The organism is Evansella sp. AB-P1, assembly GCF_029688925.1.
GTDB lineage: Bacteria > Bacillota > Bacilli > Bacillales > Salisediminibacteriaceae > Evansella.
In genome coordinates, this window is sequence record NZ_JARUKY010000012.1 from 120,150 (window position 1) to 134,256 (window position 14,107).

A 14,107-nucleotide genomic window follows, 5' to 3' on the forward strand; every position below is an offset into this window, starting at 1 on the left:
TGAATTTTCATAGTTAATTTTCAAAAGATAAATTGTGAAGAGTAATACAAATATTATCCATAAGATATATATTAATTTATAAGAGATTGCTAGCATCTATGACTTAATCAATCATTCGCAATTCCAGCCTACCTATTTAACATATTTCTAGTAATTACTAATTCCAAACTGTGATTTAAAATTGGCAGTGATCTTATTATTGATATGAGATAAAAGATAAAAGAGGTGTAAAAATGAAAGAAAAGCTCGAAGGATATTTATTAACTCTAGGTTATAATTTAAAAGAATCTGAAGCAATATTCTCTTCATTAATGTTTGCTGAAAGACATGGTGTAAAAAGTCACGGGTTCAATAGGATTTTTAGTGGTTTCGTAGAACATCTAATTAAGAATAACCTTGTTGAACCAAATAAAGAACCAATTTTAAATTATAAAAATAAAGGTTACATGCTTTATGATGGAAATTGCTCCGTAGGATATTATGCCATTAAGACAATCATAAATGACATTAAGAAAGAATTGGAAATAAATGATATGGTATTTTGCAATATAAACAATATGTATCCTACTAATTGCTTAGCAGAATATGCTAGCATATTTAATGATGATAATATTATATGCTATATAACTTCAAAATCCCCAAATAGGGTGACAGCTCCTATTAACCCAGAAAAAAAAGTTAATTACATCTCTCCAGTTGTTGGAACTAATGCATATGCTTGGGGTTTTCCTGGTCCTCAGGGAGAGCATGTGATTTTTGATACAACTATGGCTTCAACCACTAATGGTGAAATATTGCAACTAAAAATGAATGAAAAAAAGACTTTTGATCCTTTATCTTTGTTAACACACAATTATAAAACTCCTAAGTCAACAAAGGATCTTTTTGATTCAAAAGGCAATTTTAATGGGTTTATATTACCTTTTGGTGCTAAACAAAATTATAAGGGGTTTGGTAACCTCTTGCCTGCAGAGATATTTAATTTATTACAAAACTTTAATAAAATTGATTTTTCAACAACAATTATCGCACTAAGAATAAAAGATAAAGATACATACAAATCTAATTTGGTAAGTTTTAAGAATATGATTAAGGAATCAGCCGTCTATCATGATGGAACATTTCCTATACTGCCTTTTGAACGGAAAAGAGCTTCATTTAATAAAATAACAGAAGAATATATTTTAAATGAATATCGTGAAAGAATAGAAAAACTACCTAGTAACAATTTAAGTTTCAAAAGCCATTTGAAAGTATCTAATAAAAACACTTTAAAATCTCCAGGTGGAAAAGAAATTGATATTGATACGCCGGGTGGGAAAGTACTCAGTATGTTAAAACGAAATGAACAAATTGTTGCTTACGGTGCTTGTACTCCTTTTAGGGCTCTTCTATTAAGAGAGAATAATATAAATAATGCTTGGTTTAGTAGTTTTGAACTTTCTGCACTCCTAGGTGAAACTGATGATGAGTCAATTGATTTTAGCGATTTTTATTATTTTATAGATAGGATAAATAAAACAGTACCCACAATGAATCTATTTGTAGATTGTGATACTGGATTCACCAAAGAACTCAATGATATGAGACGTTACTTTAGCTCATTATCCTCTAAGATTGCATTAGCGTGTATACAAAATATTAAAACTGGAAAAAAAGAAAATTCATTTAAAGAAATAACTAAGGAAAATATAGAGGAACCAAACACATTATCTAAGAAAATCAAAGTTATATCAGAATCAAGTAAAAACGTCTTAATATGTCTTAGGTTAGAAAATAATATTTGTGGTGAACCCCTAAATGAAACGATTGATTACTTGAAAACTTTAAAAGAATTAGATACACCATTTGATATGGTTGCCTTTCATCACAAAAAAAATGAAATAGACACTCTTAAAAACTTCTCTACAGAGTTTTACAAAATTTTTCCAAACAATATTTCGTTAGTCTCTATTCCAACTGCTTATATTGAAACACCTAATTTAATGGAGGAATTAAAAGAATATAACTTTAATACAGTAATTATTCCAAACTTTGCGTTACGTAACGAACATAAAGTATTAAAAAAAGTTTATAAAAATTTAAATGAGGAAAAGTTTTCGGAAGTTAATAAAAATTGTAGTAAAATGAGTGATATTTTTGATCTTATACCACCTTTTACTACGAAGGGTGTAGAAGACTCTTATAAAAAAAGGTTAATACAAGATACAATTGATAAATTTTTAGATTATTCAGGATTAAACATAAGTAACAAAGATTTAATGGATTATGCATTTAAAGAAATAGAAGACGAGGAAACCTTTTTTAATACTTGGTCGGATGAAGCATATGAACTTCCTAATTTACCTGACCATAAAAAACTTTTAAAACAAATTTTTGAACCTATTAAAATGAGTAGTGAGGATACTATTTTAGATATTGGCTCTGGGGATGGAAAATTACTAGATTTAATAACACAAGCAAAAAATGTAGATTGTCTAGATTTATCCCATAAAATGTTACAAAAAATTAATGATAGAAAGAATGATTATAACTTCGAAATAAAGACTATAGAGGATGATTTCCTAAAATCGAATTTATATAGGGAATATGACAAGATTTTCTCTATAATGAGTCTGCATCATATCCCTCATGATAAAAAGTCAGAAGCTATTGAAAAGTGTAGAAATGTATTGACAGATAATGGAGTTTTGGTTATTGGGGAAACTTTTTTAGACACATTAAATATAAGTTCAAAGGAGAATATTGAAAATATATGTAATGTTTATCTAAAAAAGATATGCAACTGTTTTGATAATAGGTGCTATAAACATGCTATAAAAGATGTCCAAATATTAAGAAAGATAATTTATAGTGATGGTGAATATATGCTTTCTATGAATGATTGGATATCACTATTAAATGAGAATAGCTTTAAAGTCCTTAAAACAGAGCTAACCTCTCCATTAATTGGATACGGGTATATTATTGCAAAAAAAGTTAGTTACTACCCTAAGTATTTTGGAGTGGTTAAATGAAATTAAATAATGAAGAATACACACTATGGCATCCTTTTATAAATATAAAAGATTTATTAAATAATGGTATTGAAATTATAGAAGGAGAAGGAATATATATTAAAGATGTGAATGGCAAGAGTTATATAAATGGGTTTAGCGGACTTTCCTTAATCTGTGGTCTAGGAAACACTGAAATTGTAGATGCAGTTTATAAACAAATGAAAGAATTAGCATATTGTTCAATGTTTGGCATGACAAATAACGTAGCTAAAAAATTAGCAGACAAGCTTGTTAATATAGCTCCTCCGAGATTAGAAAAGGTGCTCTTAACAAATTCCGGATCGGAAGCGATTGAAGCATCTATTAAAATAGCTAGACAATATTTTAAACTTGAAGGATATGATAATAAAAATAAAATAATAGCCTTAAAAGATTCCTTTCACGGCACCACATACGGATCGTTTTCTGCCAGTGGAGTATACAGAGGTAAAGAACACGAAATATACAAACCAATAGTACCAGGTTTTCTTTATGTAGATTCCCCGTATTGTTATAGGTGTCCGTTTAATTTAGAATATCCAAGCTGCGATATCTATTGTGCTTCACATATAGAAACTACAATTTTAAAAGAAGATCCTGAAACCATAGCTGCATTGTTAATTGAGCCTATATTAGGGGCTGGTGGCTTAATAATACCTCCAAAAAATTACTTTGAAAAGATTGTTGAAATTTGTGATCGATACAATATCTTACTGATCATGGATGAATCAGCAACTGGTTTTGGGCGAACTGGAAAATTGTTTGGATCTAATCACTGGGAAATTACACCTGATATGATGGTGTTATCAAAAGGTATTAATAGTGGTTATTTACCTTTAGGGGCATTACTAGTAAGTGGAGAAATTCACCAAAGGTATTTTGAAAAAGATGAGGTTCTAACTCACGGTACTTCCCAGTCAGGAAATCCTTCTTCTTGTGCTGCTGGTATAGCAACAATAAACATACTTATACGTGATCAATTAGTAGAAAATTCTCTGTTTGTTGGAGATTATTTATTAAAAATTTGTCAGAAGCTTAAAGAATATGATTTTGTAGGAGATGTAAGGGGTATAGGGTTAATGTTTATGATTGAATTTATTTCAGACAAACAAAAAAAGGATCCATTACATGTAAAATATGTATACAAGATTTATTTAGACCTTTTAGAAGAAGGTTTAATAGTGCATTTTAAAGGAAATAGAATAGGTTTCTTTCCACCATTAATTATAAATAAAGAAGAGATTGAGGAAAGCTTTTATATACTAAACAAAGTAATGAAACAACATCAAAGGAGAAGATATTATGAGTATGGATAATACTGGAATTAAAAACTATTATTTAAAAAAAGAAGAATTTGACTTATTACCATTCATAGACTCAAGAGCATATATCGAATCTTCAATATCACGTTTTGAGGGATGGAAAAGTTCTTTTGATACTAGTCACCCAGACTGGAAAAAAAGAATAGAGGTACAAAGGGAACTAGCGGATTGCTTTGAAGAAAGCTTATACAGTGAATCTTCTTATTTTATGAATAAAGATCAAATTAAGATTATCTTTTTAGGAGCTTCTCTTGGCTCTATCTCAACATATTTTTTCTTAAATAAATTAAAGAAAGTTGGATTATTGAATAAAACAAAAATATATATTTATGATCTACTTTTAGAGCCTTTAAAAAGAACTATAGCCGGCGATTTTGAACTGTCTGAAAGGGCTGAAAGAGATTGTGGATTTTCAGAAAGTTTTTCTTCCCAAGAGTATAAACGCATTCTAAAAAATGCAACTATAATACCTGGTTCTATAACTGATATTACGAATAAACTAGGGCTATTTGATATAACTGTTGCTCCATATGTTCATCACCATTTAAATATTTATGATAAGAAACTTGCTAGCGAAAAAATGGCAGAGATAACTGCGAGTAATGGCCTAATTATGTTGGGGGATTTACACTTTGACTATAATAGTTTTAATTTGTGGCTCGACTCACATAAATATGAATTCGAAGATGTTAAAGGTACTTATGCTATAGAATCTTTTATCGATATTAATACACATATTAAATTATTTAAGGAAAGTTTATTAATTCATAAAAAACAAAAAAGCTTTTATTATGTATTTGGATTACGACGGGAATAAGAAAATGAAATTGAAACGTTGGAGGATATAAAATGTCACAATCAAAAAATTTTGAAGTACCAGTTAATTTAATAAATGAAATTGTATCAAACAGTCAAATACCGGCTATCAGTGATGTTGAACAAATAATCAATGAAGCTAAAACTAGGGAACTAAACTTAAGTGAAATCAACAGTTTAATAAATGCAATTGGATCATCCGAATTTAACAAAATTAAGAGTAAAGTTCTCAAAGTTTCACAAAAACTAAGAGAAGAAGTGTTTGGAAAGAAAGTTCATACAATGGCACCTGTTGAAGTATCCAACTTTTGTATGTCAGACTGTGTGTTTTGTGGGTGGAGAGCTTCTAATAAAAGTATGAACAGGCTCCGCATGCCAAAAGAATTAATATTAGAACAAATAAAGTATTTGATTAATAAAGGTATTTATACTATAGAACTTGTTGGAGGAGACGACATTGAGTTTGTTCGGGATAAGTTACCAATATTAATAAAAGAAGTCAGGAAAATGTTTCCCCCAGGAATTAAAGGAAGAATAATTATTTGTACAATGGCACTAACTGACAAACAATATCAACATTTAAAAAAAATTGGTGCAGATGGAGTGATAACGTGGCAAGAAACATATAGCAAAGAACTTTATAATAAAAGTATAGTAGCAGGTCCAAAAGCGTTTGGAATAACAGACAGTTTCAAAATTGTTAAACAAGGAGATGGGTTCACATTTCGACTTCAATCTCAAGATAGAGCCTATAAAGCTGGTTTACAAGTTGCACTTGGTACAATGATCGGTTTTAATGAAAATTTAGCCTTTGAAATTTTAGCAACCATATGTCATGCGAAACACTTTATTAATAATTACTCAATAGATGAAAGTAATCCAGTGATAATAGGCATGCCTACATGGAATACAATAACTACTAAGGATACAGATAACCGTCCAATAGATCATGAATCTATTGAACCTTATTTTTCCTATATATCTGCACTTTACTTTTTGGCTTGTCCTAAATCTAAAGTATGGGTCTTTCCAAATTGTCGTGTATCTTTACCAACTCAAATAGAAGCTGTAGCAACAAGTGGATACTTTACCTCAACCGAAGTTAAAGTTGGACCAGGAGGGTATTTGAAGTCTGCTATAGAAAATATGGAAGAAGAAAAAAAGGAAAGAATAATCTCATTTATAAAAGAAAATATGGATAAACTTTCTGCAAGAGATGAAGACATATTTGGTCTTTTAGATAGAATGGAGCAATTTAACCATACCTATCATTTACATGAAAAATATATCGAAAGTTTTAAGGAATACGGGATAGAGTTAGATTAATAGTAAAAGAGTCGACTCGACTCTTTCCTATCTTTCAGTCGAAAAAGGAAGGTACTTATATGAAAAAAGAAGTTCTTATACAACAATTTTTAGAGTTCACTGATAACTTAGAGGAGTGTAATGATTTTATACAATCTTGTAATCAAAACATACTTACAAAAATAGATCAAATAGGACTTGTTTTAATTGCTCCTGAAAGTTTTGCATTAGGCATTACAAATAGGGTTATTAAATTTCTTGAATTTAATGATTTAGTAGTCCTTGACATTAACATAATTAACAAATTATCAGATGAGGATTTATCACGTTTATATTTACCACCTATTAAACCATATACACCTAAGTATATTAGTAGTGATTTTCGATGGTGGTTAATTGAGAAACGATTCAGATTTGGTCCTGTTTGTGCTTTGTTAGTAGGCAGTAAGTACAATATAAAAAGTACTATTCCTGAAAAACTTGCTAAAGTAAAGGGGTATAGAATTCCTTATTTTGCAGAATCTAATTCTTTAAGAGCCACTCTTCCATCTATAAATGGTATTTTAAATCTAGTACACACATCACATAATAGTGCTTTTGTATTAAGGGAAGGAAAAATATTTTTTGATCATATTAATATTATCAAGGCAATTGAAAAAAGTGAGGAAATTAAATTAGGTAAGCGATGTTATATTACTAGTGAGGAAATAGAGACAAATTATTTAAGAGGTTACCAAAGTGCTATACAAGACAGTGGAAGCTTTTTTCAAATTTACTTCAATATCCAACAACGTATACTAAGAATTTTGAGTAGTAGTACAGATAATGAAATAATAAAAACTCTACTAAGACTTGCAAACAAAGGCTACGATCAAAGTGTAATTAAATTAAAAAGGAATCAGTTACTTGAGACTTTTTTAGATATAATAGAGGATCAAAAGCAATTAATAAAATGTAAAAATAATAATGAACTGCAGATAAATTCAGAGTTAGAAAGTTTGTATACAGCATTTTTATTCTTTTTAAACTACCAAACGGCTTCATATTATAACTGGATAGATTTCATTAAAATTTTGGAGCTTAGTGGATTGAAAATTTCAGAGTGGGAAAGATTAGTGATTCTCACAACATTATTTAAAGCTGATACTGATCTTCCTTCAAAAAATAAGGATTGAAGAAAAAAATGACTAGAAAAAAATATATTAAAGAAATACCTATATTCAAAGAAGTCGGTTATAGATTTACTAGCATTACTGAGGCAAATAATATTGTTACTAAAAATAATGATACATTTGTTAAGGGAGTGTATTCAAGACATGAAAACCAAACAATATATGAAGTTGAAAAACAACTAAGTATTATGTTTGGTACAGTTTGGTCAGTTCTTACACCTTCTGGTATGTCAGCAATAGATATAGCATTATCTGTGTATCAAACTTCATCAGATAATAAACCGTGGGCCTTTTTGAACCAAATTTATAGTGGGACTAGATCATATGTTAACAGAGTTCTAACAAGAAGGGGAATACGTATTGTCTGGATCGATCCTGAATTAAGTGGGGATTTTGATCTAATAAAGGTTGAAGAAGTGATAAACGTACAACGTCCTAAGGTGTTATTTTTAGAAAGTATATCAAACCCATATCTTATTACGGCAGATATCCCACAACTAACGAATATTTGTAATAAATACGGAGTCAAGGTTGTAGTTGACAATACAATTGCAACATCTATGTTATTAAATCCCCTTGATTTTGGGGTTGATATGGTTGTATATAGTGCTACAAAGTATATATCTGGGCATAATAGTTTAATGGCAGGTATTATAAGTGGAAATGATAAAAATATTGAAACTGAAGTTAGACAGTATCGAAAAAATACGGGTCAGGTTATTAGTCCAGAGAATGCTTTTAGTTTAAATGAAAAATCAAAAACATTTCCTTTAAGGTTTATGAAGCAATGCCAAAATGCTCATTTATTGGTGAAAGATATATTTATGAAAAGTGAAAAGATAAATAATGTAAGGTACCCAGGGTTGGAATGGAATGCTGAGAATGAACCTTATGGTGCAGTAATAATGTTTGAATTTAAAGGAAGTACTCCAGAATCTCAATTTAAGGCATGTGAAGACTTTGTAATAGCTGTTAGTAATGAATTGCATTATTCTCTATCTCTAGGTTCGGTAAATACAACTCTAGTTCATATAAAAAGCTTTTTTAACGTAGAAACACTAACAGTGACTCCTGGTATGATGCGATTATCTGTCGGTATAGAAGATTATAGTAACCTAAAAGATATAATAGTGGACGGCTTAAAAAAAGTAAAAATAAGATAAGTGGGTGAACTTTATGAGGCCTATTAATCTTTTAGTTGTAGATATTTTAAAAAATGATCATATAGATATATTAACGGATTTTCAGGATATTATTTATCAAGCTTCCAATAAAAAGTATAGAGTAAACATTGATGTAATATATCCTGTAACAGATAAAGAATTTCCAAATATAAGTATTAAAAATTACTCAGGAATAGTAGTGTTTGGTTCTTTTACTTCATATAATGAAAATGTTTATTGGGTTAAATCTCTTCGGAATTTTGTACTAAGTGTTTATAAATACAGAAAAGTACCATTGTTAGGGATCTGCATGGCACATCAGTTAATAGGTGATTTATTTGGAGCTACTGTAAAAAAAAATGAGATTAGAGAAATTGGAACTATATGTCTACAATTAACTAAGGAAGGAAAAAGATCCAAATTTTTTGAAGGCTTTTCTGATTTTTTTGAGATTCAGTCTGCACATACACATGATATTATTATTCCACCGAAAAAAGCGGAAATATTAGTAAAAAATAAAAGAAGTCCATGTCAAGCCTTTCGAATTGACAACTTATATTGTGTTCAATTTCATCCTGATATTAAAGTAGAAACACTTAGACAATGGTTATGCGATAAGGAAAATGTTAATAGATTAATTGAGGAAGGTTATATAAAAGATTATTCAGAGATTTTCGAATTTGTTAAAACTCAATTTACCTATAACGATAATCACATTAAACTATTTAGAAATTTTCTCAATATATGCTCATAAAATTAACAATAAAATATACGAGGTGTTATATGAATTCTAAGCTAGAATTGTTAAATAGGATGAATAAGTTACTTTTTTATAAAGATTATTATAATGAATTTATTAAAAATTTATCAAATAATCAGTTAAATAATTTAAATCAATTAGGTTTAGTCTTAATAGCTCCAGAAAGTTTTAAGTTAGGTATAATAGATGACATATTAACTTATTTAAAAGATTATGAGATAGTAGTCATAGATGCTGCTATTATAGATAGGTTTAATGAAGAACATTTAGCTGAATTTATACCAGAGAGCATCCCTAAATTTTTTAGATGGTGGTTGATAGAACAAAGGTACACCAAAGGACCCATAGGTGCTTTATTAGTTTGTCCCAAAAAAGAACTTGAAATTACTACCTTAGAAAAATTAAAAGAAATAAAAGGATATAGATTACCTAGTATTGCTGAACAATACACATTGCGTTCTAGGTTACCTTCAGTTAACGGATTGTTAAATTTAATACACACTCCTGATGATGTTGTTCATCTTATAAGAGATTTAAGCCCATTTTTTAGTATGGACAAAGTAACTAGAGCTTTAAATATAATACCTGAAATCCAAACACAAAAAAATGTAGGGTTAAGTATACACGATATAAAAAATTATTATTTTTCTGGATATTTAACAAAAAATCGCTATTATTATAATTTGTTTGCAACATTATATTTACAATTTTTACATAGATTAATTTCAATAGTATTATTAAATACTAACAAAAGCGAAGAGACTATCTTAGAAATACAAAAAGTTGTTAATGAAGGTCTTAACCGTCAACAAAATATACAAGGAACAAGACACCTAAGTCTTAAAGAGTTAGAAAATACTTTAAATAAAATAAAGAATTTATACTTAGAATTTAATGAAAATATTTTCACCGAAAAATATAAATTTATGGAGGTATTCAAGTACAAATTACTATGGGAAATTTTATATGACTTAATAAACTTACAAGATATTTCTTATAAAAATTGGCAAACGGTGTTCTATCAACTTAAACAATGTGACGTATATATAACCGAATGGGAGGAATTAGTTTTAGTAAGTACTTTATTTCAATTAATAGATCAAAAGGATTGGATAATGTAATGTACAATGACCCTTAAAAAATGTCTCTTCACTAAATTATATGATACACGTACATTTCCAAAAACCACGTGGTTAAGAAACGTTTTTTGATTTGTTTTAAAAGTTTTCTCTTTAAATACCTCGGAGAAATTACTGAAAACTTTGGAAAATGTTTGTTTCTTTCAATGTCTTTAATTTAAGATTTTTAGCGATAAAAAGATAAATTTTTTCTAAAATCGTGTTAGGGACGTTTCCCCTCTCACTGACAGTTTTAATGAAAAATTCTAGACAGTGCTGATACTTCTTCTAAGCTTGTTTCTTCAACTTGTTTATTTTGAGAGACTCTGCCTGATTAAAGAGAGATAATTTCATTTAAGATCTATAGGTGTCTTTTCTGGTATACCGAATTGTTCTTTATACCATGATATTATTGCCGTCAACTCGGCATTTAATTTTTCGAGTGTAGAAACACGTTCTTCTGAGTTTCCATTTATTGGTTCATATCCCATTTTTTATTCGAATTATTCATTCAGCATCTTTTTTATAGTGAGCTTATTTTGATCTATGACAGACTCTCTAGTAACCAATGAAATTGCCAGGGGACTTATAGAAGAGGCTTCTATCCAGAAGAAAACACCTTTTTCGATTACAAAAAAACAAACAAATCAAGGTGAAATATTATCAAGCTGTAATAGGTTACTGTAATGTTGTTGTTTTAACTATTCCGAATTCTTTAATTGAATTATTTGTAGTCTTATAAAATATTTTTACAACAAGAATTAATAGATTAATTTCAAAAAAATTTGAAAACTAAATATCATAAATATATAATACTATTATACATGTTACAATCAGGAGGACTTTTATGACAAATGAGGACTTTTTTGGACAATTTGGAGGATCTTTCATACCAGAAATACTACATCCTGTAATTAATGAATTAAAAGTAGAATTTAATAAAATCAAGAGTGATGGTGAATTTTGGAATGAGTATTCACGTTTATTGAGTAATTACTCAACGCGTGCAACTCCGCTTACTTATGCATCACGATTAACTGAACATTTTTCGAAAGCAAAGATTTATATTAAAAGAGAAGACCTAAATCATACTGGTGCTCATAAATTTAATAACGTGATTGGGCAAGGACTCTTAACAAAACGTATGGGTAAGGAAAGAGTAATAGCAGAAACAGGTGCTGGTCAACATGGTGTAGCAACTTCAATTATGGCTGCAATGCTTGGAATTAAGGCTACCATATATATGGGTGCTGTAGATGTTGAAAGGCAATACCCTAATGTATTTTGGATGAAACAATTAGGTGCTGAAGTTGTACCAGTTGAACATGGTTCTGGAACCTTGAAAGATGCGATAAATGAAGCTCTTAGAGATTGGGTAAGTAATTTTGACACAACTCATTATGTTTTAGGAACAGCTTGTGGACCAGCACCTTTCCCGGAAATGGTAACACATTTCCAATCTATTATAGGTAAAGAATTAAAAGAACAAATTCTTAAGTCAGAGGGAAGATTCCCCAATAAAATCTATGCCTGTGTTGGTGGAGGATCTAATGCTATTGGTATATTTAATGATTTTATAGAAGAGAAAGAAGTAGAATTAATTGGGGTTGAAGCGGGTGGAAGAGGCCCTAATAGTGAACAGCACGCTTCCCGTATTGCATATAAAAAAGGAAAAGTTGGGATTGCCCAAGGATATAAAACAATTTTTCTACAAAATGATGATGGTCAAATGCTAAAAACGCATAGTATAGCAGCTGGTTTAGATTATGTTGGTGTTTCACCTATACTTGCAGATTTATTTAATGAAAATAGGGTTAAATTTTCTGCTTCAACAGATGATGATGTTATAAAAGCATTTACTTTACTAGTAAAATTGGAGGGAATTATACCTGCATTGGAATCTACTCATGCGTTTGCAAAGGCTTTTGAAGAAATTGATAAAACTAATAAAGATGATATTATAGTAATCAATTTATCGGGTAGAGGAGATAAGGATATATTTAACATAGCTGAAGCTCTATTTGATAAAGAGTGGATAGAATTTATAAAAAGGAGAAGCTTGCAGTATGAGTCTAACTGAATATATAAATAAAAGAAAAAAGGACAAAAGCATTTTAATAATGGCCCATCAAGTGTTAGGGTACCCTGATTTTGAAACTAACTATGAAATGATTAAGCTCTTCGCAAAATACAATATTGATTTAATTGAATTACAAATTCCTTTTTCAGAGCCTCTTGCTGATGGACCTTTGTTCTTAAAGGCAAATCAAGAAGCTCTAATGTCTAGTACCACAGTAAAAGAATGTGTGAATTTTGCAAAAAAAGTCTATGAAGATTTTGGAATCCCTTTGATTTTCATGACTTACTATAATGTTATGTATAGTATAGGCATTGAAAGGTTTGTGAAACTTTCAAAAGAATCTGGAGTTAAAGGGTTTATTATTCCAGATGCACTTCCTGAACAAAGTGAAGATTATGTCTGTTTGTCCAAGAAATATAAAATTGATCCCATATTTTTAGCTACATCTTATACTCCAAAACATAGATTAAGATATCTTTCGGAAACAACGGGTGGTTTTTTATATTGTGTTGCTAGAAAAGGTGTTACAGGTTACAAGACAAATTTTGACGTTAATACAGCAGAGTTCTTGAATAATTGTAAGAAAATTTCCGAAAAACCATTAGGATTAGGCTTTGGAATCCAGAATAAAAAGGACATAGACTTCTTAATAGGTAAATCCGATATAGCAATAATAGGAAGTCAATTACTTAAGTTACTTAATGATAGTGGTCTCGAGGGGGTTGAGGAGTTTTTAGCGTCAATAACTGAATGAGAATATTTTTTTCATTTCAACTCATCACCTAAAAATTTATGATGAATAAAAGTTGTTACACTTAAAAGCTACACGTCATTAACACCATATTTACTGAAAAGTCACAAATATACCTGCGATCAGTATTTTGAAAGCTAATACTTATTAATGTTCTTTTTCGGGTACAAGGTTGATTTGAACTGTACCCCAACTGTGAGTAGACCGTATTTTGCTACGTTAGCCTTTTAAATTTTATAATCTAGTAAACTCGTTGGTGTTCTCTCTGTTGAAAGACTATGAATCTTATTAGTATTATTGGTTAGTTTTTGGATCATTTCATGAACCACTTCACATCGGTATACTTGTGTTTTCTAAGACTCTATTAAGGCTTATGTTAACTTTTCCAATCCAATCTCTCTGTGGAGGAGTAAAAGACGAATAATCTTCCAATCGCCTATGGCTCCTTCTTGCTCTCTCATCTTTCGATGGAACCTTCTGAATATATCAGGTATATCAGAAGCCTGAAACGCATGGGCACCCTTGATTGTTTTTCGTAGGAACGTGTGTGTTTTGCGATCACTTGATTTTGAGCCACAATGA

Annotated in this window: 10 protein-coding genes; all 10 read left to right on the top strand. The window is 29.8% G+C overall.

From position 1 onward, the window contains the following. Positions 1-233: 233 nt before the first annotated feature. The 10 genes from QA612_RS14085 (at position 234) to trpA (ending at position 13,528) form a co-directional block, all read left to right on the top strand. A complete protein-coding gene (locus QA612_RS14085) occupies positions 234-3,017 on the top strand; it encodes an Ldh family oxidoreductase (RefSeq protein ID WP_278284458.1) in 2,784 nt (927 codons plus the stop codon). After that, entirely contained in the window at positions 3,014-4,354 is a 1,341-nt protein-coding gene (locus QA612_RS14090; protein WP_278284459.1) for an aminotransferase family protein, read from the top strand. Before QA612_RS14085 ends, QA612_RS14090 begins: the two co-directional genes overlap by 4 nt. After that, a complete protein-coding gene (locus QA612_RS14095; protein ID WP_278284460.1) occupies positions 4,341-5,177 on the top strand; it encodes a hypothetical protein in 837 nt (278 codons plus the stop codon). Before QA612_RS14090 ends, QA612_RS14095 begins: the two co-directional genes overlap by 14 nt. A gap of 32 nt (positions 5,178-5,209) precedes the next feature. Continuing rightward, entirely contained in the window at positions 5,210-6,502 is a 1,293-nt protein-coding gene (locus QA612_RS14100; protein WP_278284461.1) for a radical SAM protein, read from the top strand. A 59-nt stretch (positions 6,503-6,561) separates the two neighbouring features. Further along, entirely contained in the window at positions 6,562-7,656 is a 1,095-nt protein-coding gene (locus QA612_RS14105) for a nucleoside-diphosphate kinase (RefSeq protein WP_278284462.1), read from the top strand. Positions 7,657-7,664: 8 nt separating this feature from the next. After that, positions 7,665-8,816 (top strand): aminotransferase class V-fold PLP-dependent enzyme, encoded by a 1,152-nt coding sequence (locus QA612_RS14110; RefSeq protein WP_278284463.1) that lies wholly within the window; start codon positions 7,665-7,667, stop codon positions 8,814-8,816. Between the two features lie 13 nt (positions 8,817-8,829). Further along, on the top strand, positions 8,830-9,570 hold the full coding sequence (locus tag QA612_RS14115) for a type 1 glutamine amidotransferase (RefSeq protein ID WP_278284464.1): 741 nt from the start codon (positions 8,830-8,832) through the stop codon (positions 9,568-9,570). Between the two features lie 29 nt (positions 9,571-9,599). After that, on the top strand, positions 9,600-10,697 hold the full coding sequence (locus QA612_RS14120) for a nucleoside-diphosphate kinase (protein WP_278284465.1): 1,098 nt from the start codon (positions 9,600-9,602) through the stop codon (positions 10,695-10,697). An 844-nt stretch (positions 10,698-11,541) separates the two neighbouring features. Then, positions 11,542-12,774 (top strand): tryptophan synthase subunit beta, encoded by a 1,233-nt coding sequence (gene trpB / locus QA612_RS14125; RefSeq protein WP_278284466.1) that lies wholly within the window; start codon positions 11,542-11,544, stop codon positions 12,772-12,774. Beyond that, positions 12,761-13,528, top strand: coding sequence for a tryptophan synthase subunit alpha (trpA, locus tag QA612_RS14130; protein ID WP_278284467.1), 768 nt, complete (start codon positions 12,761-12,763; stop codon positions 13,526-13,528). Before trpB ends, trpA begins: the two co-directional genes overlap by 14 nt. The last annotated feature ends 579 nt before the right edge of the window (positions 13,529-14,107 follow it).